The sequence below is a fragment of the Persicitalea sp. genome (genome assembly GCF_041751555.1).
In the GTDB taxonomy this organism is placed as follows: domain Bacteria; phylum Bacteroidota; class Bacteroidia; order Cytophagales; family Spirosomataceae; genus Persicitalea.
In genome coordinates this window covers 14475-36910 of the sequence record NZ_JBGSXF010000314.1, presented here as the reverse complement: position 1 = coordinate 36910, position 22436 = coordinate 14475, and the positions used below count along the sequence as shown (strand labels likewise).

Genomic DNA, 22436 nt, shown 5'->3' with positions numbered 1-22436 from the left:
GATATGAAGAGCCGCTCGGCGACTAATAAAAGGTCGTTCGGGATGCAGATCACCAACAAGCGCGTGGAGCTTTTTAACAAGAATTTTTCCTCCCAAATCGAAATCGACGTCCGTGATTTAGTAAGTTCAGAAGGTGAAGTGGCCGGGACAACCGTGGAGATTCGATATCGATTGCCGGAGTGAATGAACACAGTAACAACTACCCCAATCCATAATATACATGAAACAGCACCAAATATTTCAGGTTTCAGGTACCTGGTCATCCAGCAAGATGTTGGAAAAGGCCCAGAAATTGATCAACGAAAAGTCGGCTGATGGATGGGAGTTGATTTCCGTACAGCAGGGCTTCACAGTTTGGCTCACGCTGTGCATGTACGTCACAATGTCCAAGCAGGCAGGAAGCTCATTTTAGCTCCTCACATCTTCACAAACTCCACCCGCCGATTATTTGCCCTTCCCTCGGGTGTGCCGTTATCGGCAGTGGGTGCAGTTTCGCCTTTACCGTCTGTCTCAAGGCGGCCTTTATCTATGCCGAACTCACTCGCCAGCTTTTCCTTAACTGACTCGGCTCGTTTTTTGGACAATGCCAGGTTGGCGGCCTCCTCGCCGTCGGAATCAGTATGACCGATAATTTTGACTTTGACTGAAGCATTTTCCTTTAAAGTCTCGGCGATGTCTTTCAACACGGCGTAGGATTCAGACCTGATATTGGCCGAGTTGACATCGAAAGTGATTCCCGTGGTGACGAACTTCCCTTCGGTGATTAACTTGGAGCGGGTATCGGGTGCCCCGACTGCAAGGCGGATATTTGAAAGAAACATCTGATCGTCATCTTCAGACAGCTGGGAGTGTAGTCTCATGGCGTTCAGCTTGACGTCCGTCGGGAAAATACGGGGTAGGTCGAAGACTTTCAACTCATCTACGTAAACCCGTAGCCGCTGTTTCTGCCGCCACATCGCTACGTGAAATATCTTGCCATTATTGTCGGGATTTATGACGTTGTCCATGTCACGATCTCCTTGCAATTCGGTATGGTGACCGTTCTCGGCAGTCTGATGCAGATGGACTTTGCCCGCCCCCATAGAGCCATCGAATAAAAAGACCGCCCCACGGCCCGCTGCTACGTCTTGAATTCTCGCGTCATTCTTTTCCGTCTCGTGAAACGTAACGTAAAGGCGTTGCTGGTAGGCATAAGCTTTCTCCCAATTGTTGTAGATTACATCGAACTCGAGCGTAAAGTTCTCTGGTAAATCTTTCACAAAATCCGGAATAAAGGAGGCGTTTTTCGTCTGCTTGAGCATCAGCCACTTGCCATCGTAGCCTTCTATAGTCACTACCTCGGCGGTTCCGTTAGTGTTCCATTTAGCCGGGAAATCACCGATAGCATCCTGAGAAAAATCTTCGGAAGCCACTACCTTCTCACCCGGCACAAAGTCGAATTTACTGAACGACGCAAAGGCCGCCTTTTCCGGCTCAGCTGCCGAACTACCGCCAGCGTTCACATCGCCGCCCGACATCCGTCCCCCGCCGTTGCTATCATTGTTACCATCGGCCGAACGTCGGTCGTCGCTTTGGTTCCCGTCGTTTTCCCCTTGCTTGCCGTCGTTCTGCTTTTTGTCTTTCTTCTTAAAAATACTCCCAATCCCCTCTTCCAACTTATCGAAACCTTTGTCGATGGTTTGGTCGATGCGACGGTTGGCGCGGCTCTCGGCCTGGCGCTCGGCAGTTCGTTTCGGATTGCGAATGACTATCTGGGCGGATGCCTCGACCGTCGCCAGAGCGCACATGATTAACATGAGAATACCAATTTTGAATCGTTTCATGAGGTCCTTGTTGATTGTGTTAGTTTCAAATATAAAAAATATCTGGCTAAGGCGAGCCTGCATTTGAGTAAACGGTAGTTTAAAAGCTCCGTTATTGATTACGAAAAGACCTTACTTTAAGCAGATTGTCCAGGATACCTTTGCGACTGCGGGAGATACCGATCTCGCTGCCATCGGACATCACTACGTAGCCACCGTCGGAGCGGATATGCTTTTTCAGATGATCCAGATTGATGAGGTGTGAGTGGTGAATGCGGGCAAAATTGGCGCCTTCCAGCAGTTCTTCTACCTCTTTCAAAGTACGGCAGATCAGCGTGGGGTTGCCTTCGCCTTGGAAGATTCGGGTGTAGTTGCTGTCCGACTCACAGCGAATAATTTCGGCAATCTCGACGTATTCCAATCCCGAGGTAGTAGGTAGCGCGATCTTCTTCGGTACCTGTTGCTCGCGTACCAGCACCGAGCGCAGGAAGTCGAGTTGGTCTTCCAGATCACCCTGCCGCTTCTTCTCGCCGAGTTTGGCAACGCACTCTTTCAATTCTGTAGAGTCGATAGGTTTGAGCAAATAATCGAACGCGCTGTACTTGAACGCCTTGACGGCAAACTGATCGTAGGCTGTCGTAAATACTATGTCGAATGACTTGTTGGAAAGCCGATTGAGCAGTTCAAAGCCGTTGTAGACGGGCATCTCGATGTCCAGAAATAACACGTCAAACGTTTCCTGGTCCAGCACGGGCAAGGCTTCCTCCGATCGATTATATTTGCCGATCACCTCCACTGCGGGACAGTGGCTCTTTAGCAAAATGGCGAGGCTTTCGGTGCAGTGGTTTTCGTCATCGACGAGAATAGCTTTCATCTTTTTTAACGTGTATAGGGTGGCAAATTCAAGTCAGAGCCTGGGGTATGAAGGGTGTGAATGATAACCTTAACCCGCTGCCTGGCTTAGAAGCAGGGGATCTGGTTTTCGTGATTTTTAGATCAGTACCGTAGCGCTCGTTCAGGAGTTGTAGCCGTTCCAGTGTTAGCTTCAATCCAGTTTCCCGAGTACTCAGCGGGCTAAGTTTGTGAGTTTTATCAAGGCTTACTCCGTTCGTTTCTAGCAAGATATGGTATTTTCCTGATTTTCTTTTTAGGCTCAGTGCCAAAATACCCTCTTCGGTTTGGGATTCGAGGTTACACCAAATCATATTCTCAACATAGCTGTGCAGAATCAGCGAGGGTATCCAAACACCCCGAAAGTCGATTGCCGGGTCGGTAGCAACCGCCAGCCGAATGCTACTACCAAAGCGCAGATTCTCGATCTGAATGTATTGGCTAAGCGTTTCTATTTCATCGGAAAAACTAATAAAATCTTTTTGCGGACTCCCCGCAATGCGACGTAGAAATCTAGAAAAAAGCGTCAGGTAGGTTGATGCTTTCTGATTATCATTTTGCAAAATGCAATAATTAATGGCGTTGAGATTGTTGAATAAAAAGTGCGAGTTGAACTGCGCCCGCAGTAACTTTGCTTCCATTTCAGCCATTTGTAAATTTAAATCGAGGGTCATAGTGGGTTCGTAAGCCCGCTCCGCCGGCGCGGTAAGAGGGCCAGGTGGTTTCTTCGAAAATAGAAGGTATTTTTTATTGATAAAAGGCCAAATGAGCAGTTTGTACCTTTAACAAGGTAGTTGGAGAAGTCAGGTTATTTCTCGGAGGTGGTGATTTTATGAACCGAAGCCGCAAACACCTAACTTGCGGCTTCGTTTGTTTTAGCTCCATGACCGCAAATTTCCCCACCGAGTCCATTTCCTTACAAACTGGCAAACGCCTGTACTTCTCGTCCGATTTTCACCTCGGTGCTCCCGACCCGAAGACGAGCCGAGTCCGCGAAGCGACAATCGTGCGCTGGCTGGAAAGCATCCGGGCCGACGCGCAAGTAATTTTCCTGGTAGGAGACATCTTCGATTTCTGGTTCGAGTACAAACACGCCGTTCCCAAAGGATTCATTCGGCTACTGGGGAAATTGGCGGAACTTGCCGACGCGGGCATCGAGCTGGTTTTCTTCACGGGAAACCACGACATGTGGATGTCAAACTACTTTACCCATGAACTCGGCGCGACCATCCACCGCGCGCCCGTGCGCTACGTCGTTACCGGCGCCGAAGGTGCTGAACGCAGGGTGCTGGTCGGCCACGGCGACGGGCTGGGGCCGGGTGACCATATCTATAAAGGCTTAAAAAAAGTATTCGAGAATCCGCTGGCGCGGTGGTCTTTCCGGCAACTACACCCGGATGTCGGACTACGTATCGCCCAAACCTGGTCGAAGCAAAGCCGAATTTCCAATACCAAAAAGGGGGAAGAAGTATTCAAAGGCGAGACGCAGGAATGGCTTTTCCTCTATTGCCAGGAGGTCGAAAATATCAGTCCGCACGACTACTACATCTTCGGCCACCGCCACCTGCCGCTCGACCTGAAAGTATCGGAAACCAGCCGCTACATCAATTTAGGCGAGTGGGTGAATCAGCAAACTTATGCGGTTTTTGGTGGGGGAGGGGTGGCGTTGTTAGAGTGGGAAGAGGGTCAACGGTCAAAGGTTAACGGTTAAACGGCGTTCTACACCAACCTGTCGATCAAGAGATAAAGGAAATCCGAAAAATGTTGACCGTCATTTTAGCCCTTCACTTTGAAACTTTGTCGCTCTGTTACTTTGTCGCTCCATACCTTATTTCTTAATAAAATCCTGCCGCGACATACTCTCCCTGGGCGTTTGATTTAACTCCTTGCGGAAATCTTTCTGTTTCAGGTCGCCGTCCTGCACCGACTTGATGAAGCGGCCCCAGGCGAAGGGATTCAGGAATGGGAAGGTTGTAGCGAAGCCTTTGTTGGCGGCGGATTCGCGGCCGAATAGCTGCTGATCCATCGTGTAGCGGTAGTTGGTCTGGGCATTGTTAGGCATTTGGGCGGCCAAGCGGTTGATGTAGTCGATGTCAGTGCTACGGGCTAGGGCGTCTCGATCCACTTGATCGGGTAGTTTCAATGCCAGGAAAGCCTTCTTGAATTCTTCTTCGGTGGCGTAGGGATACACACGCACTTCGGCCAACATCGTCACTGATTCCTGCATCTGAATGATGGCGGAGTAGGTAGGGGCGTTGTAGTCGCGGGGAATAACGTGATATTGTGTCCGGTAGCCTACGTAGCTATATACGATGCTGTCGCCGGGAAATACCGGAATGGAAAAATAGCCCACGTTATTGGTCAGAGTACCACGCCCCGCGCGGGGAATGAATATGTACGCCCCCGGCAGCCGCTCCGTATTCTTGCCGGCTACGACAACGCCCGTAAAGATGATCGCTTTCTGTTCGCCCTGAGCCAACACTTTCTGGCTTAATAGGCTCGTGGCCGCTACTATAAATAAAACGAGAAGGGTACTTTTCATTAAGATGTAGAGCTATTAGCCAAGAGCTTTATGCTGTAGGCTTAATTTTCAAAGATAATTTGTGGCTAACTTCTCGGCCGATGTTATCAGTTATTTTTTACAAAGCTTAGGGCTAACTGTACACAGCCTATTGCCCTTTATCAAACGTCCCGATGTTCCTCTCATTGTTCCATTTTTTACCAGAAAGGTTGCCCTGACTAGGAAAAAAGTTTTAAAAAAGTAACAATGAACGGCGCGGAAAGCAGTAATCCATCGAAACGATCCAGAAAACCACCGTGACCTGGGATGCTACTACCCGAGTCCTTGATAGCGATGCTGCGCTTGAAAAGCGACTCGACTAAATCGCCATAAGTACCCGTCACGACGATTATGGCTCCGATGCAAAACCACTGCCAGGGCTCGTAGGTCTGGAAATACAGCCCCAGCAAAAATGCAATAAAAGCAGCGGAAAATGCACCGCCTACGGCGCCTTCCCAGGATTTTTTTGGCGATACCCGCTCGAACAACTTACGACGGCCGAACTTGGTTCCGGCGAAATAGGCCCCGATATCGGTCGCCCACAGCAGCAGCAGGCTGCCGAGAATGATTTCGGGATTGTAATCTTGCCCCCGCATCGCCATCACGATGATGAGCGAAAATGGCAGGGCTACGTAAATGAGCCCCAAAAATGTAAAGCCGATGTTGGTGAAGGGCTTAAGATCATTCTTTTTATACAACTTGATAAAGAAGATCATCGCCAGCAGTGGGCTGATGAGGAAGTAGTTCTCGAAGCCGATCAATCCCTTTTCAACTACATAAGTCAGCACGACCAGAGCCACGCCGCAGATCGTTCCGTAGTAGGTAAGTGGCAGGTTGCCGTCTAAGCCCAGCAGTTTGTAAAATTCCAACTGCGTAAGCATACTCAACAGGCTGACCATCAATACGAAGGTCAGGTCGCTGTACAGAATCGAACCCACGATGACCACTACCCCAAAAATACCCGCAACAATCCGCTGTTCAAGATTATTGAGGCTATTCAGGCGTGATCTCATTGGCTAAAATGGTTTTGGCAGCTTCGGCATTCTCAGTTGGCACCCGTACCTCGACGTAGCCGAAGTGGTTGGAGTAGTTGTCGATCTTGTCCATCAAAACGGCGTTGATGCCATTCTGCTCCAGGATTCCCCGGGCGATCTCTGCCCGCGCTGCTGTTTTAGTCGTTAGTATATTAGTCCAGTTATCCATGGTTGTTGGTTAATCGTTGAAATGTTGACGAGGCCGCCCGCGCGGTCGTATGATTATTTGGTGAGCCTAGCAGAATTGGTATTTATTTATCTAATGTTGAATCTTGAATAGGAGCATTCGTCAGTTCTTTGTTCCCCACTCATGCATAATTGACATCTGTTCAAAATTAAAAGAGAACACCGAAGGCTACCCCCTCAACGTCGATCACACAGTTCCACGATTAAACAATAAACTTCATCCATTTCTGCTCCGACTTATCCGACGCTAATACTGTATCGATAAATTTCATGCCTCGAAGGCCGTCATGAACATCGGGGAAGTCATAGAGTGGGTCTTGCTCTTTGCCCTCCCAATGCGCGCGGACGGCCATCGCGAAATTCCGATAGAGGTTAGCGAAGGCTTCCAGATAGCCTTCAGGGTGGCCCGCTGGAAAACGTGTATTGACTTGCGCTGCCTCCGACAGGTTGCCGACGCCCGTGCGCAGAATCCGTGTGGGGCTGCCCTGCACCTTGTGGAAAAGTGTGTTGGGTTCCATCTGATTCCATTCCAGGCCGCCAAGTTCGCCATAAACCCGGATATTCAAGTCATTTTCTTCCCCGTTGCAGATTTGGCTGTTCTGCAAGATTCCCTTCGCACCATTGTCGAAGCGCAGCAGCACGTTAGCGTCGTCATCAAGCTTGCGGCCTTCGACAAAGATCGTCAGGTCGGCGCAAACTTCGGTGATTTTAAGGCCCGTAATGTACTCGGCCAGGTTCTCGGCGTGGGTACCTATGTCGCCCAGGCCGCCCGCCGCGCCCGATTTTTCGGGATCAGTGCGCCAGGAAGCTTGTTTCTGGCCAGTAGCCTCGACTAGCGTCGAGAGCCAGCCCTGTGGATATTCTACGATGATCTTGCGCAGCTCGCCAAGTACCCCCGCAGCGATGAGGGCTTTGGCTTCCTTCACCATTGGATAGCCTGTGTAGTTATGGGTCAGGCAGAAAACCAGGCCGCTGTCCTCCACGATTTTGACCATCGCTTCGGCGTCTTCGGTTTTGTGGGTTAGGGGCTTGTCGCACACTACGTGGAAGCCATTTTCGAGGGCCATTTTGGCGGGAGCAAAATGCACGTGGTTGGGCGTGACGACCGACAAGAAGTCCATGCGCTCGCCTTCGGGCAGCTCCTTCTCCTTCTGGATCATTTCCTCGAAGTTGGCGTACACCCGGTCGGCGGGCAGATATAAGGCTTCTCCGGTGGCTTTGGATTTCTCAGGACTGGAACTGAACGCCCCGCAGACGAGCTCGATTTCGCCGTCCATGATCGCGGCGCGGCGGTGTACGGCCCCGATGAAGGCGTCGAGGCTGCCTCCTACCATTCCCATGCGGATTTTTCTTGGCATCGTGGTTGGTTGTGGTTTTTGTAAAAGAATATTTGTGGGAAAAGGAGTAGCAGGGGCCACTCTTACTACTTACAAAGGTAGCAAGATAAAAAAATCGGGCGCAGCCTTCCCAAATATTAGTAGAAATGGGGGGTATTCCGTTTTTTTAGAAAAAATTGCACGAAACCCACTTACCCAAAACTAATCTAAACCATCCTTTTCAACTAAACCAGTCTAATTATGAATCAAAATGTCAACGCGAATCGCCTGTTTTTGGGCAGTTGCTTCGCGCTTATCACCACGGCCTTCTCATTCGCCATTCGAGCGGGTATCCTGCCACAACTGGGAGAAGAGTTCGGACTTAACGCCGAGCAACTGGGCTTCATCAATTCCATGTGGTTCCTCGGTTTTCCGATTGCTATGATCGTGGGCGGTTTGGTGTATCATACCGTCGGACCGCGTATTATTATGATGGTTGCTTTCGTAATGCACACTCTTGGTATCGTCCTTACGATCTACGCAGGTGGCTACTCGGGTCTGCTCATCTCTACGCTTTGCATCGGCATCGGCAATGGCTGCACCGAAGCGGCCTGTAACCCCATGATTGCCGACTCCTACGCGGGTTTGAAAATGAACAAAATGCTGAGCCGTTTTCACATGTGGTTCCCCGGTGGTATCGTGGTCGGCAGTCTTATTTCATTGGTTATGACCAACATGAGCCTAGGCTGGCAGGCGCAAATCTGGATTATTATGATTCCAACGGTGATCTATGCTTTCCTTTTCTGGGGACAAGCTTTCCCGCAGCCGAAGGTCGAAGGTGCTATGTCGCTTTCCGAGAACTTCAAGGCGATGCTCAATCCGCTGTTCCTATTTATTTTTGCCTGTATGGCGCTCACCGCTATTTCCGAGTTCGGGCCGCAGCAATGGACTGCTCTTATCCTGAGCAAGAGCGGAGCTGAGCCGCTGTTGATTCTGGCTTTGGTCACTGGTCTGATGGCCGTAGGGCGATTCTTCGCAGGGCCAGTAATCGGGCAGTTTGGCCAAACGGGCGTACTGCTTGGTTCGGCTGTATTTGCCACAATCGGTATTTTCATGTTCAGCAGCCAGACTGGCGCTATGGCTTACGTCGCGGCGATATTCTTCGCTTTGGGCGTGTGCTATTTCTGGCCGACTATGATCGGTTTTGTAGCCGAGAAAATTCCATTGAGCGGCGCTTTGGGCATGTCCATCGTGGGCGGCGTGGGGATGTTCTCGACGGCCATTTTCCAACCCATTATCGGCGGCTGGATCGACGACCACCGCACTACCATGGCGTCGGAAGGCTTGACAGGCGATGCGCTGGAACTGGCGGCGGGTCAGGCGACGCTCCTGAATATGACCACTTTCCCCATTATTCTGGTGGTGGCTTTCACTGTTCTACTTTTCTGGGTGCGGGCGCGTAAGGCGAAGGGGATGCATAGCTTCCCGGAGTCGGAGGTGTTGCAGCAGCCGCAGTTGTAATTTATCTTTGGCAGCTAGCCTGTTTTTTACCATCAACCTCCGGAAAGCTCCAAAGCTTTCCGGAGGTTTTTTTTGCGGTCTTCAAACGAAAGAATTTGATTGATGACACTTGAAACTACCGCATCTTCACTACCGTCACGCCCGCGCCGCCGCGGTCGGCGTGCTCGTCTTGCATGAAAGCAACTTGCTTATAACCGCGCAGGTGGTTTCTGACTAGGGTACGCAGAATTCCGTCTCCCTTGCCGTGTACGATGCGGATTTCGTCGTAGCCGAGCATCACAGCATTGTCGAAGAACTGATCCACGACGCCCTGGGCTTCCTCGCCACGCTTGCCCCGGATGTCGAGGTTGAAGCTGAAGTTCTGCTGCCGCTCGTTTAGGTCCACGCCCTTCATGGCCGGGCGAGAATTTGTTTCACCCATGATTTCGCGGTAGGTTTTGTTGGATACCTTTTCCAGGCGGTTCAGCTTGATGTTAGATTTTAGCTCGCCGATGCGCACCTCGACGTCCTTCCCTTTCATAACCAGTACCTCCGCTACGGCGGTTTGTCCTTTGATTTTTACAAAACTACCCACTTCGATGGCTCCGCTCTCTGCTTCGATTTTTACCTTCGAAGGCAAGTCCGCGATGGGTTCGGGTTTGAGTTCTTTCTTGGTAAACCGCTCCAAATCCGCCCGCACTTGCTTCGTAGTTTCGCGTTCGGCTTTGTTCTCTTTGATTTCGCGAATGGTATTCTCGATGCGCTGATTGGTGTCGCTCAGCAGCAGTTTGGCCTTCTGCTTAGCCTCATTGAGGATGCGCTTTTCGTTGTTGTCCAGGGTAGTTTTTTGGGCGGTGTATTCAACAAGTTGCTGGGCAAGTTTGCGCTCCTTGATGCCCAGCTCCATATTTTTCTCGGCAAAAACCCGCCGCTCGATGTCCAGCTCTTTCAGGAGTTTTTCAAAATTCACCTGCTGCGTTCCCAACTTCTGCTTGGCTTGCTCCACCACATCGCGCGGCAGCCCGATCTTGGACGCAATCTCGAAAGCAAACGAACTACCCGGCTTACCAATTTCCAGTTGGTAGAGCGGTTCCAGATGCTCACCGTCGAATCGCATTGCGCCGTTGATGAGCCCCTCGGTCTTGTCGGCCAGTACTTTCAGATTGGTATAGTGAGTGTTGATGACGCCATAAGCCCCCGAGCGGGTCAGGTTTTCCAGAATGGCCTCGGCGATGGCCCCGCCTAAGCCCGGTTCGGTACCTGTCCCGAATTCGTCGATTAGAAATAGCGTCCGCTTGTTGGCCATCGCCAGGAAGTGCCGCATGTTGGTAAGGTGCGAGCTATACGTGCTAAGGTCGTTCTCTAGGGATTGCTCATCGCCGATATCAATAAAAATGTTTTGGAAAAAACCAATCGTTGAGTCCTCCCGCATGGGTACCAATAGACCGCATTGGTACATGTACTGAATGAGGCCGACCGTCTTTAAAGATACCGATTTGCCGCCCGCGTTGGGACCCGAAATAATCAGGATGCGCTGTTTGGCGCTCAGTTCCAGGCCGAGCGGCACTACGCTTTTTCCCTGTTTCTGAAACGCCAAATGCAGCAGTGGATGCCGTGCTGCCCGCCAGTCCACCATCGTTTTGTTTTCAAACTTAGGAGCAATGGCGTTCATCTGCGAAGCCAGTTTAGCTTTGGCCCGCAGGAAATCCATGAGGCCTAAAAACTGGTAAGCTTTATGCAGTTCGGGCAGAAAAGGTCGGAGCTGATCGGTCAGGCGAATCAGGATGCGGTTGATTTCGCGGCGCTCTTCGTATTCCAGCTCGCGGATGGCGTTATTGGTTTCCAGCACCTCGGTGGGTTCGATGAAGACCGTCTGCCCCGTAGAAGATTCGTCATGGATAAAGCCCCTGAACTTGCGCTTGTGTTCGGCGGCGATGGGAATCACCAGCCGCCCGTTGCGAATCGTCAACGACACATCGTCGGCCACCCACCCGCTGCTTTTGGCGGTGCGCAGCATTCCATCCAGTTTTTTACGGACGGCGATTTGCTCGGAAATGAGCCGCCGCCTGATCTGGGCCAGTTCGGGCGAGGCGTTGTCACGGATTAGCCCGCGCTCGTCGATAATGCGTTCGATGGCGTCGGTCACGCTGCGCTCCACACGGATGGTAGCGGCGTATTCGCCAAGCAATGGAAAGGACTCGGGCGACTGATTGGCAAAAAAACGTAAACATCCGCTGATAGTATTCAAGGATGTTTTCAGATCAAAAAACTCCTCCTGTATCAGCATGGTGCCTTCCACAGCGGCGCGGCGCAGGTAGGGCGTGGCGTCCAGGTAGTTCTGGGTCGGAAAGTCGCCGCCTGATTGCATGATCTGCTGCATTTCGGCAGTTTGACCCACGAGTTTTTCGACCAATCCGAAATTATCGGAAAAGCGAATCTTATCCACAAAGGCTCGTCCCAGCGGGCTGATGCAAGCTTCTTTCAGCCACTCCCGCAAGCGGTCAAAGCCGAGTTTATGTTCTAAATTGGGGGGGTAAAGCACTTATTCAATGATAGAATGGGCGAATGAGTGAATGGCGGTGCGCCGCTGCGCTAGAATAAAAATGAATTCGGTGTCCGATATTCACTCATTCTATCATTCACTCATTCAAAATTAAAATATTCGCTGCACTTCCTCTTTCACGATCCGCAATGCCACGGTGCAGGGCTGGGTTTCTTGTTGGATGACGCGTTCGAAGATACGCTTGCCGAGTTCGTTGGCGGGAGCTTCGGCGTCCACGTCGGACGCGGCCTGGTTGATGAGCGACTGCACCTCGTTCACCGCTTTCTTGACCTGCTCCCAGGCATCGTTGCTCATATATACTTGCTGGGCCAGGTTATGGTTGAATTCCTCCCGGATTTCGCGCAGCAGAATTTGCTGAAATTCCAGTGCATTGCTGGCCGAACCCGCCGTGCGCAGAAGTAGTTGATTGGGCGTGATGCGTTCCAGGAACAGACAGATGCGCTCATAGGCTTGCAGACGCAGCGGCAGCACGATTTCGGTGTTTTTGGACTTTATGTCCCATCTTTGTTTCTCAAAAATCTTCTCGGCCAGCGTGGTGAGGATCAGGTAAAGGCCAAATGTCACGATCAGTGCGACGGCAATTAAAGTCAGGAGGGAATATAATTCCATGAGTTTTGGTTTGATAAAAAAATCAGGCGCAAAAATACGCTCTGTTACCGTCGCCGTTAGGTTTTTATATGAAATAACATGAAAACAGAAACGACAGAATTGGCAGGAACTACCTCCGGAGAGCCAGAGGTAAACAACGCGCTGGCCGCTCCGGTTCATATTTCCGAACGGGCGCAGGCTGAAATCCGGGAAACGTTGGCCGCCAACAAAATTCCCGACGACTACGGTTTGCGCGTGGGACTGCGTGGCGGTGCGTGTAGTGCCACCTACTTACTGGGATTTGACACACCCACTGTCGAAGACAGTCTGTATCGGGTCGAGGGTATCAAAGTATTGATTGATCGCCGCCACCTGATGTATGTCCTGGGCGTTACGGTCGATTATGAGCAGGGCGAAGCGGGGGCCGGCTTCACCATAAGTACTGAAAGCGAAAACTCAACCCAAAACCAGAAATAAGTTACCCTCTTTTTGGCACGGTTTTAGGTCAATGGTCAGTTGTTAATAGCCCAAAAACGGTGTCCAAATTCTTTAAAAAAAATATTTTTCTGCTGGCGGCAGTGGTGGCTTTGATAGCGGCGATCGGGTTTTTTTACGTCGAAAAGGGGAGTGGTAGCGAAACATATCTGGACTCAGTGCAAGCGCGAATTCAATCGCAAGTTGCAGAGGAACAACAGAATATGGCGAAGACTATGGGTTTGTTACCTGCCTCCGCCGACAAGCCCTTCTCCGATTTGCTGCTGGACAATACATCTCCTTACTACCTTTACCAGAACTCCAGTCTGCTGGTCTGGTCGGACTACCGCTATGTCTTCGACTATGGGGTGCTATCGGCAGTTCAATCCGAGGCGAAGGCGATCGAAACTGCTCAGGGAAAATTTCTGCTTTTGGCGCAGCGGAGAAATATCGCAAGTACGCGCTACGAGCTTTTTACCGCCATCCCGCTTTATTCTTATTTCAAAAATGAGAGCAACAACCCGGCTTCGGGTTACGACCCCGGAATTTTTCCCGTAGCCCCCCGCTCCCTTGATCTCGCACCCGGTAATGGCAGAGGACCTATCCTCGATGCTCAGGGTAAGGCGCTGTTTTACGTCTCTTCACCCGACGAATCGGTATATCACAATCGGTCTGTACCATTCCAGACCCTGGTGTTGGGGTCGCTGGCTTTGCTTTTTCTGGGTATTCACGTGGTGTTGTCGGTGCGCTACTTTCGGACTCGGCATCGCTATGGCCTGGGATTGGTCGTGCTGATGATTTTTATCGTGGTTGTTCGGGGATTGATGCTGCGATTCTCCGTTCCCCTGGCTTTTCATGAAGGCTCCGTATTCAATCCTCAAAACTACCAGGGTTCACCGCTTGCCCCTTCCTTGGGCGACCTGCTACTCAATTGTCTTTGTGTTCTGTTTGTATTGATGTATGTCAATGGAATCTATTTTAGAACCATCACTTATCGGCGGCTTACGCGCAGCGATGGCGTATTTCAGGGGCTGGTTTCGCTGCTGATTTTGTTGACTGGCTACGTGGCGTACTACCTCTGCTATCAGGAATCAGTCGGCATCTACGGGGAATCGTTTTTCACCCTCGACATTACTTTGAGCATCTCGTTTGGAGCACTGAAAATTACCGCCTTGGCGATCTTTGTGGTTCTTTCAGCCATATACTTTATGGTCACTCATCTGCTGGTCAGTTTGTTTATTCGACTTAACCCGGATCACATTCCGGGATTAGCCGTTATGCTGATAAGTGGTTTTCTGGCCGTGTTGGGTACCTGGTTTATGGGGATATCTTTCGAGTGGATTTTTCTGGCGCACCTGGCTTACACCGCTATTCTTTATCTGACGCGTCTGCCACGCGCCTTTTACGGTTTCAGGTACCCCACCACGGTGTATTATTTCCTTGGTGCGCTAGTCTGCGCCTTAATGACTACCTACGTGGCGAAAAACCAGGAAGAAAAGAAAGATGTACTTAACAAAAAGGAATTCGGGCGGCAGTTCGTGAACGATAACGATCTTTTTACGGAGTTTTTGCTGGAAAAAAACCGAGACTTGATTGCCAATGATTCCGAACTCATGGCATTATTTTCAAACCAGATACCGCTGGCCCGCGAAATTGTTCAACAACGCGTTAAGGCCAACTATCTTGATGATTATCTGAGCCAGTACGATATAGAGGTCTTGTCGTTCGACGCCGCGGGCAATCCGTTAGATGACAGTGACGCAGCCCGAGACTACACCTACTACCGGACAAGGTACCAACGGGCGAACAACGCCACCGACAATCCAGCGGTATTTCTAGTTGATGAGGCTGGTCTACCCGCCCCACTTGATACCATCGCGGAGGCCGTTTCTGACCGGGAAAGCCGCAAGCATTACGTCAGTTTCATTAGGCTTGGCGAGGGCGATCGACCACTGGGTTATATCGTCCTCGACCTGCGGCAGCGGCGGCGGATGCCCAGCAGCCGTTTTCCCGAACTGCCCCTGGATGAAGGATTTGCGCAAGCTCCCGAAACCAGGGAATATAGCTACGCCATCTTTGAAGGTGGGCGGCAACTGTACAGCAGTGGTTCCTACAACTACGAGCGGAAATTTCCCGAAGCTATTCTGCAAGATCCGGAACTGAATCAACGAGGAATCATCCACCACGGCTATCGGCACGTCGGGCAGTCGGGAACCCGCGATCGCCTCATTGTGGTCTCGTCCAAAGCCTGGGGTTGGCGGGGGCTATTGGCTAATTTCTCCTTTCTTTACCTTATTCTGGTCGTGGTGGTATCGCTGGCGATATTCAGCCACGCGCTGCGCTACGGACTGAACGATTTACCCCTCACTTTCTCGACCAAGATTCAGGTACTGCTCAATGCCGCCTTTATTCTGCCGCTACTGATCGTACTTTTCTTCGTGCTGCGTGTTATTAGTAATAATTACCAGACCAACCAGGAAAATGCGCACTTGGGCAATACTCGTAATATTTCGGCCAACGTACTTGGCCTGATCGACGATTACGGGCAGGGTCGCATGAGCCAGGCTTATTTCGAGCAGCAGATTCAGCAAATTTCCCGCGATGCGGATTTGGACATAAACCTCTACGACACCACTGGACGTATGCTTTTGTCCTCGAAGCCCTTGGTGTACCAAAGTGGCATGATTTCCGGGCTCATCAATCCAATGGCCCGCAAGCAAATCATTGAGCAGAAAGAGAATCAGGTACTGCTCGATGAGTCAATAGGTAACAAACAGTACAGCACGGCTTACGCGGGCCTCAAATCGTACGATCAGCAGTTGCTGGGCGTATTGAGCATTCCTTTCTTCGACGCCAGGCCAAGCCTTGACCGCCAGATTATCGACATTGTGGCTTCGGTATTGATCGTGTTCACGGTTATGCTGCTTATTTTTCTTTTTGTGTCTTACCTGGCCGCCAACTTACTCATCGACCCTCTTCGAGTACTTACTCGCAAAATTAGCCAAACGAACCTCGATCAGCTCAACGAGCCGATACCCTGGCATTCCAACGATGAGATCGGTACCCTGATCAAAAAGTACAATCAGATGCTGGTCAATTTAAAAGGAAGCAAGCAGGAGCTATCCTCTACCGAAAAGCAGTCGGCCTGGCGCGAGATGGCGCGGCAGGTAGCGCACGAGATCAAGAATCCGCTCACGCCGATGAAGCTCACGCTGCAGCAATTACAGCGCACCATCCGCCGCGACGACCCCGACGCCCTGGCCAAAGTAAGTCGCGCGATGGAGTCGGTCATCGAGCAGATAGACAACATCGGCTATATTGCCCAGTCGTTTTCGGACATCGCCAGGATGCCACCGCCACAGAACGAGGTCTTTGAGGTGACGGCCGTACTCAATAAGGCCTACGAATTATATTCAAGCAACAAAAACCTAGTTCTCAGCCGCGAAATTGCCCCCGGTCCGCTGTACGTAAGTGGCGATCGCCAGCAGTTTGGAGCCAGTATCAGCAACCTCATCATCAACGCTCAGCAATCGGTTCCTGACTCACGCCCCACTGAAATCACGCTGAAACTTTACAAGCACAATGAAGCGGTGATGGTGGAGGTGAAGGACAACGGCTCGGGTATCCCGCAGAATATCAGGAGCCGCGTTTTTCTGCCCAACTTCACTACTCGTGAAGGCGGCACTGGCTTGGGATTAGCGATGGCTAAGCGTATCATCGAATACGCTGGGGGCAGTATATGGTTCGAAACGGAGGAAGGTACTGGAACGACATTTTTCTTATCGCTACCTTTGGTTCAAAGGGAGTTTGTGAGTTAGGGAGTCTATGAGTCGAGGGATTGGTAGAAGAACTGGTTCTGCAACTTCCTTATTTATAGACTCATAAACTTTCAATCCATAAGCCCCATGTACTCCTTCCAAATCAACGACAAAGTCGCCATCGTAACCGGAGCCAGTAAAGGTATCGGTGAATCCATCGCCCGCTTCATGGCCGACGCCGGGGCCAAAGTAGTTCTTAGCAGTCGCAAGCAGGCTGACCTGGACGCCCTGGCTGCCGAAATGCGTGAACACGGTTCAGAAGTGACGCCGATCGCCGCTCACGTGGGCGACCGGGTGCAGTTGCAGGAATTGGTCGAAAAGACAATCGAAGAATATGGCGGCGTGGATATTCTGATAAATAACGCTGCCGCCAATCCGCACTACGGCCCTACACTGGAATTTCCCGAAAGTGCCTTCGACAAAATCATGCAGGTCAATGTGCAGTCAGTACTGGAACTGACCAAACTCGTGCAGCCCAGCATGAAGGCACGCGGGGGCGGTAGCATCGTCAACATCAGCAGCATTGCTGGTCTAACGCCCGACGCGGGTTTAGGGATGTACAGTGTCAGCAAAGCTGCACTGAATATGCTCACGAAGGTACTTGCTAAGGAATTGGGCAGCGATGGTATCCGCGTCAATGCCGTTTGTCCGGGCCTGATCAAAACCAAGTTCAGCCAGGCACTGTGGGAGGACGAGAAAACGCTCGATCGTTTTACAAAGTACCTACCCATCGCCCGCATGGGAACCGTCGAGGAAATTGCCCGGCTGACGCTGTTCCTGGCTTCGCCCGCTTCTGGTTACTGCACGGGCGGGATTTACACGGCGGATGGCGGGACGACGATTTAGTTGACGGTGGATAGCGGAAAATTATGTTTTTAGTGAGCGTTAACGTTCCACTTGTCCTTAGATTTAGAGTAAGTATTTAGACCTCATGGAAGAATTGCTGACCATTACCAAACTATCACAAACGATGACAATTCTGTCGTCGATGGTCGCTCCGGTGGTGTTGATTCTGGCCTGTGGGTCATTGATCACGACCACTTCTACCCGGTTGACGGCTGTTATCGAGCGCAGTCGCAATTTGGCTGATGAACTGAGGGCCTTAGTGAGGGCCGAGGAAACGGAAGAAAAAGAAACAGAGGTTTCTCTGCTTTTTTATCTTTTAAATAAAGCTACCCACCGTACCAAGTTATTGCAAAGGGCCCTGATTACGCTGTACCTGGCTTTGGGCGTTTTCATCGCTACAAGCCTGAGCCTGGGTATTTTGGACGTAATTAATCCCAAGCGGCCCTGGCTTCCGGTGGTACTGAGCATAGTAGGAGCCAGCATGTTGTTTTACGCCAGCGTACTACTAATCCAGGAATCGACTTTGGCTCGCCTTGCCATCAATCGGGAGATGAACGAAACGCTGCACTACTTCAAAACGAACCTCAAGATGCTCTCAAAGCAACAGAAGGCGCGTTGGTGGCGGCGGAGCAGCTAAAAGTGAGGAGTGAGGCTGGGAACCAAGAAATTCTTATTTCTGGTTTGGCCCAGCAAATGAATCCTTTTTGTCCATCTAATCTCCCCGCTCAAAATCCTTCTCGCTCTTGGCCCCGCCGCTGAAATGCCGCAGATTGTAGGTGAAAGTCAGCATGAAGTACCGCTGCAAAACGTTGGACTGTACGTCCTCGACCAGAATGTCCGTCACGTTGCGGCGGATGCTGATGTTTTGCTTCAAAAGGTCGAAGACGCTCAAGCTGATTTCGCCGCGCTGATTAGCAAACACCTTCTTTCCGATACTCATATTCCAGATCAGGTAGTTGGTGTTGAAGCCCGCCGAAAGCCCTGTGTTCAGGCGATGATTGAGATCGGTGCGATAGACCAGTCCCTTCCAGATTACCCAAGTCAGCCGGGCACGTGAACTTTGGCTGAAAAAATTCTCCGAAGTTTTGCGCAAAGACCGCAACACCGTGTTGTAGCCCGAGCGGGTCGAAACGTAGAAGTCCACGTTTTCGCTAATGTTGCTACTCAACGACGCGCCCAGCCGGAATCCGGTATTGGAAGTATAGTTGGTCATCGAGTCGATCAGGCTGGGTAGTCGGGTGTGGGTGACGTAAGCGTAGGTACTAAATTTCGACTTGATAAAATTAACGGGCCGACCGAAGTTGATAAATGACTGAATGGTTCGGTAGCCGTCGAGGTTGACGGGCCTTGATAGCTGCGAACCCACTTGCAGCGTGTCGGTGGCCGTAAGCGGTATGGGGCTGCGGGCCGTCAGGGTGCTGTTGGCGATGTAGTTGGGCACCACCGACGCCTCGAGACTGGCGTAAAAGGTGTGATCATTATCGGGATTGCGCGCCCGGTAGCGACCCCGGATGCGATTCTGTACCGACTGTACCAGGCCCGGATTTCCCGTGCGGACGTAGAGCGGATTGGAAATGTTATAGACGTTTTGCAATTGACTGATTGACGGCGCGTCGGTCCAGGAGCGGTAGTCGAGTTCGATGTTGCTGGACTTAGTGAAATTGTACTCGAAGCGCACTGAGGGCAGCACATTTTTGAAGTCGCGATTAATCTCGAACTCGCCGGGATAAAGCTGGTCACTTCGCAGACTGGCCCGCTGGTACTCAGCCTCAACCTGCAACCGCATTTTGTCGTTACGGAACTGGTAGCCGAGTTCGGTCTCTTCGGTGAGGTAGTCACTCTTGAAGCTGTTGCTCAGCCCCACATTAAGGTTTGAGTAATCCCCGGTGAACTCGCTGTAATCGTAGAGCCGGCGGTCGGAGTCGTCGTAGCGGTTGCCGCGCTCGTGTTCCAGCTGCATCCGGCCGTTTTTACCCCAGGGTTCGGTGTACGAAATCTTGCCTTCCCAGGAAAAGCCCTTGCCGTCGAAGTCGGTAAACTGGTTGAGAATCTGGTTGCGATCGGGTTGGCGGAAATACTCGTTGTCGGCCAGGCGGTACCGCTCGCTGTTGCTGTTTCTGAACCCCGTACTCAGCCGGAAAGTGGCGTTACGGCCCTCTTTCCCAAACTGATGGCTGTAATAGAGCGTGTTGTTGAAACTCACGCTGCCACTGTTTGCATCGGTCGTGTTTTCGGTCTGGTTGAGGGGGCTGTTCTCGTTTTCGGTGCGGCCCAGGAAGTAGTTGGCATCGTCGCCCCGCCGGATGCTCAGGCGGGGACGAAGCAAAATTCGGTTCTGCTTATTGATCTTATAGTCGATGCGCATATCTGCCTCGTGGATGCCGTCTTTTTCAGTGCTGCGGCTATTTTCGGCGTAGGTGCGGCCCGAGTCGGCCACGCTGATAAACTGCTGAAACTTCGATTCGAGACCAAAATTATTTTGGTTGGTATAGGTGTAGCTGCCGCTGGCCTCGATCTTAGGCGTCCACATATCGGAGTAGTTGACGCCCACCAGGTTGGTCTTGATGATGCCGCTGCGCGGACGCCCACCCCTGGAATTGTCCTCCTCATTGCTGAAACTGGTCGTGTTGATGTTGTTGCTCAGGCCCGTAACGGTGAAACGGCGGTCTTTATTGAACAGATTGATGCTTGTGCCCGCCATGTAGCGGTCGTTGGTGCCATAGCCTACCGTCGTCTTGCCGAACTGCCCCCGGCGGCGATCCTCCCTGGTCACGATGTTGATCGTTTTCATTTCGTCGTTGTCGGCGAATCCGGTCATTTCTGCCATGTCGCTTTTCTTGTTGAATACCTGAATATTCGCGATCACTTCGGCAGGCAGACTTTGCAATGCTTTAGCCACGTCGGTGCCAAAGAACGGCTTGCCGTCGATCAGGATTTGCTGCACGTCCTCGCCCTGCGCCTGCACCTTGCCGTCCTCCATTGTCACACCGGGCAGCTTCTGGACGAGATCCTGGGCGCTGGCGTCGGCGGCAGTTTTGAAGGCGGCGGCGTTGAACTCAGTCGTGTCGCCTTTCTGAATGGCGGTGGCCACCTGTCCGATTACTTGCACCTCCTGTAAGTCGTTGGCCTCTTCGATCAGAAGTAGTGTCCCTAAATCGACTGAGGAGTTTTCAATCTCTACGGCTTTGGAAATAGGTTTAAACCCCAAATAATTGACTTTGACCAGGTAAGACCCTGCCGCCATTTTATTGAATGAAAATTCACCATTGGCGTCAGCCGAAACGCCATCCGTTGGCTGCTGGTCCGTGGACAACTGAATCGTGACGATAGCACCCGGCATAGCCGATCGGTCCGCTTCACTTTGCACGCTGCCTTTGATAGAAAAGCGTTGGGCGAAGGACTGGTGACCTAATAAGCAAAGGGCAACTTGAAGAAGTAGGTAGAATTTTAAATTCTTTCTAATGGTAAGAGGCATGAAAACGTTAGTTGTGTAAAATTGATAACTAGGGCAGGTTGACAAAATTTATGCCGGGTGTCTGATTGACAATGCTTTTTCTTTGAAATTCTTGCCCTATGTTCACATATTCATCAAAAAAACCGCAATTCTGCAAATAGAACTGGTTTTGGTCAACTCCTCCGGCGTAGTCCAGGCGATACCCTTTTCGGGCGGTGGCATCGGCGGAAAACTTAGCGCGCATCAGCGGCATCCACTGCCCTGATTGGCTACGAACCCACTGATTGCCAAAATATACCCGGCGGCTCACATTCCCAGTTTTTGGCAAGAAGTTTTCCAGAAAGGAATGCAACCTTTTCAGATGCGTAAAGGTTTTGGGACGCCTAAAACTGGCGATCAGTTGCCAATTGCCAATTTTTGGGGCAAAAAAGTATGCCGTGTAGGTAGTCGTACTGTCGTTGGAAGGCTGACCCCGCAGCAGGAAGCGGTAGGTTTCGCCCGCCTGCCAGTTGAACTTTAAATAACTCTGGCCACCAGCGCCTTCATTACCAAACTCTCCTGCGTAGACATCCTTCCCCTTTCGGAGTAAGGAGATTCGCTGATTCTCAGGAATTGACTTGGGGTCGTCGGTCTTGAAAGGACTCCATACCGAGAACAGAATCCGTCGCTCCCTGGCTGAGTTGACCTGCATTCCGAAGTACCCTTCCGCGAAGCCGTTGGCCATAAAGTAGGAGCCAATTACGTCCTGGCCTTCGGGTACCGTGACCTCGTTGTAGAACCATTCGATTTTTGACCGCTCGTCGGTAGGGTAGTTCAGGTGAACCGAAGGACCGCGCCGTCCCCAATAGAAAAAATTGTCCTCATTATTCTTGACGAAGGACGCCGAATCGTTTACCGCGCTTCCTGCCAAAACCAAACCCTTGACCTGGCCGAAAGTTTCAGCCGTCTTTTGCACGCCGGAAAATACAATTTCCAGATAGCCTGGTTTTTCGACTTCCCACTCACCCAGGTAATGTTCAGTTTCGCTTTCCTGCTCGAAAGTTTGAACGACGGATTTATCTCCGATAGTAGCTCTAATTGTACTGCCTGCCTTTATTTCACCATCCAGGAATGCCTTGACCTTGCCGGGTTTGGCCAACCGCACGTAGGTCACGATCGCTGCTTTCGGGCTGCGCCAATCAGTCAACCCCAATTCACCGACCTTTTCGGTGTCGGCCGCTTTTATCCAGGAATTCCCGCCCAATGGGACGTAAATCCGGGTACTGCTTTGCATTTTGGGGTACGTGACTGTCGAACAGCTAAGCAGAACACAGGTAAGAGAAAGGATGAGAGAGTGGATCATCGCTCGATGAAGTATTCTTCGGGTAGTTGACTGCAAACTTTCTTCTAATATAGCCATTTTGC

19 protein-coding genes are annotated in these 22436 nt (G+C 51.2%); 8 read left to right on the top strand and 11 right to left on the bottom strand.

Annotated elements, in window-relative coordinates:
- Both ACEW8P_RS11390 and ACEW8P_RS11385 read left to right on the top strand, forming a co-directional pair.
- A partial coding sequence (locus ACEW8P_RS11390) for a hypothetical protein (RefSeq protein ID WP_373513202.1) occupies positions 1–183 on the top strand: 183 nt, incomplete at its 5' end.
- Positions 184–220: 37 nt separating this feature from the next.
- Positions 221–412, top strand: a complete 192-nt coding sequence (locus ACEW8P_RS11385) for a DUF4177 domain-containing protein (protein ID WP_373513201.1) — start codon at positions 221–223, stop codon at positions 410–412.
- Between the two features lie 4 nt (positions 413–416).
- On the opposite strand, the gene ACEW8P_RS11380 is transcribed toward ACEW8P_RS11385, so the two are convergent.
- The 3 genes from ACEW8P_RS11380 to ACEW8P_RS11370 all read right to left on the bottom strand — a co-directional run bounded on the left by ACEW8P_RS11380 (position 417) and on the right by ACEW8P_RS11370 (position 3334).
- Positions 417–1823 (bottom strand): OmpA family protein, encoded by a 1407-nt coding sequence (locus ACEW8P_RS11380; protein WP_373513200.1) that lies wholly within the window; start codon positions 1821–1823, stop codon positions 417–419.
- 91 nt (positions 1824–1914) lie between these two features.
- Positions 1915–2676: a LytR/AlgR family response regulator transcription factor gene (locus ACEW8P_RS11375; protein ID WP_373513199.1), complete on the bottom strand. Its 762-nt coding sequence runs from the start codon at positions 2674–2676 to the stop codon at positions 1915–1917.
- A gap of 28 nt (positions 2677–2704) precedes the next feature.
- Complete coding sequence (locus tag ACEW8P_RS11370; protein WP_373513198.1) at positions 2705–3334, bottom strand: sensor histidine kinase; 630 nt, start codon at positions 3332–3334, stop codon at positions 2705–2707.
- A gap of 242 nt (positions 3335–3576) precedes the next feature.
- Between ACEW8P_RS11370 and ACEW8P_RS11365 the strand changes: the two genes are divergently transcribed.
- Positions 3577–4404, top strand: a complete 828-nt coding sequence (locus tag ACEW8P_RS11365; RefSeq protein WP_373513197.1) for a UDP-2,3-diacylglucosamine diphosphatase — start codon at positions 3577–3579, stop codon at positions 4402–4404.
- Between the two features lie 117 nt (positions 4405–4521).
- Here the strand turns inward: ACEW8P_RS11365 and ACEW8P_RS11360 are convergent, their stop codons facing one another.
- The 4 genes from ACEW8P_RS11360 to ACEW8P_RS11345 form a co-directional block, all read right to left on the bottom strand.
- Entirely contained in the window at positions 4522–5235 is a 714-nt protein-coding gene (locus ACEW8P_RS11360) for a carboxypeptidase-like regulatory domain-containing protein (RefSeq protein ID WP_373513196.1), read from the bottom strand.
- A gap of 197 nt (positions 5236–5432) precedes the next feature.
- The gene (locus ACEW8P_RS11355; protein WP_373513195.1) at positions 5433–6266 is read right to left on the bottom strand and encodes a phosphatidate cytidylyltransferase; all 834 of its coding nucleotides are present in this window, start codon (positions 6264–6266) and stop codon (positions 5433–5435) included.
- Positions 6247–6456: a DUF2007 domain-containing protein gene (locus tag ACEW8P_RS11350; RefSeq protein WP_373513194.1), complete on the bottom strand. Its 210-nt coding sequence runs from the start codon at positions 6454–6456 to the stop codon at positions 6247–6249. The genes ACEW8P_RS11355 and ACEW8P_RS11350 overlap by 20 nt, the downstream gene beginning before the upstream one ends.
- Before the next feature lie 220 nt (positions 6457–6676).
- Complete coding sequence (locus ACEW8P_RS11345; protein ID WP_373513203.1) at positions 6677–7813, bottom strand: Gfo/Idh/MocA family protein; 1137 nt, start codon at positions 7811–7813, stop codon at positions 6677–6679.
- Between the two features lie 237 nt (positions 7814–8050).
- Between ACEW8P_RS11345 and ACEW8P_RS11340 the strand changes: the two genes are divergently transcribed.
- Complete coding sequence (locus tag ACEW8P_RS11340; protein WP_373513193.1) at positions 8051–9310, top strand: sugar MFS transporter; 1260 nt, start codon at positions 8051–8053, stop codon at positions 9308–9310.
- Between the two features lie 115 nt (positions 9311–9425).
- Here ACEW8P_RS11340 and ACEW8P_RS11335 read toward each other — a convergent pair whose 3' ends face one another.
- Both ACEW8P_RS11335 and ACEW8P_RS11330 read right to left on the bottom strand, forming a co-directional pair.
- Entirely contained in the window at positions 9426–11831 is a 2406-nt protein-coding gene (locus ACEW8P_RS11335) for an endonuclease MutS2 (RefSeq protein ID WP_373513192.1), read from the bottom strand.
- A gap of 111 nt (positions 11832–11942) precedes the next feature.
- Entirely contained in the window at positions 11943–12461 is a 519-nt protein-coding gene (locus ACEW8P_RS11330; protein ID WP_373513191.1) for a hypothetical protein, read from the bottom strand.
- 78 nt (positions 12462–12539) lie between these two features.
- Here ACEW8P_RS11330 and ACEW8P_RS11325 point away from each other — a divergent pair, with 78 nt between their 5' ends.
- The 4 genes from ACEW8P_RS11325 to ACEW8P_RS11310 all read left to right on the top strand — a co-directional run bounded on the left by ACEW8P_RS11325 (position 12540) and on the right by ACEW8P_RS11310 (position 18215).
- Positions 12540–12917, top strand: a complete 378-nt coding sequence (locus tag ACEW8P_RS11325; RefSeq protein ID WP_373513190.1) for a HesB/IscA family protein — start codon at positions 12540–12542, stop codon at positions 12915–12917.
- Between the two features lie 59 nt (positions 12918–12976).
- Positions 12977–16732 (top strand): PAS domain-containing sensor histidine kinase, encoded by a 3756-nt coding sequence (locus tag ACEW8P_RS11320; RefSeq protein WP_373513189.1) that lies wholly within the window; start codon positions 12977–12979, stop codon positions 16730–16732.
- Positions 16733–16819: 87 nt separating this feature from the next.
- Positions 16820–17578, top strand: coding sequence for an SDR family NAD(P)-dependent oxidoreductase (locus ACEW8P_RS11315; protein ID WP_373513188.1), 759 nt, complete (start codon positions 16820–16822; stop codon positions 17576–17578).
- An 85-nt stretch (positions 17579–17663) separates the two neighbouring features.
- The gene (locus tag ACEW8P_RS11310; protein WP_373513187.1) at positions 17664–18215 is read left to right on the top strand and encodes a DUF2721 domain-containing protein; all 552 of its coding nucleotides are present in this window, start codon (positions 17664–17666) and stop codon (positions 18213–18215) included.
- A 75-nt stretch (positions 18216–18290) separates the two neighbouring features.
- Here the strand turns inward: ACEW8P_RS11310 and ACEW8P_RS11305 are convergent, their stop codons facing one another.
- Entirely contained in the window at positions 18291–21053 is a 2763-nt protein-coding gene (locus ACEW8P_RS11305; protein WP_373513186.1) for an outer membrane beta-barrel protein, read from the bottom strand.
- A 28-nt stretch (positions 21054–21081) separates the two neighbouring features.
- Entirely contained in the window at positions 21082–22305 is a 1224-nt protein-coding gene (locus ACEW8P_RS11300) for a DUF3472 domain-containing protein (protein WP_373513185.1), read from the bottom strand.
- Positions 22306–22436 lie beyond the last annotated feature (131 nt).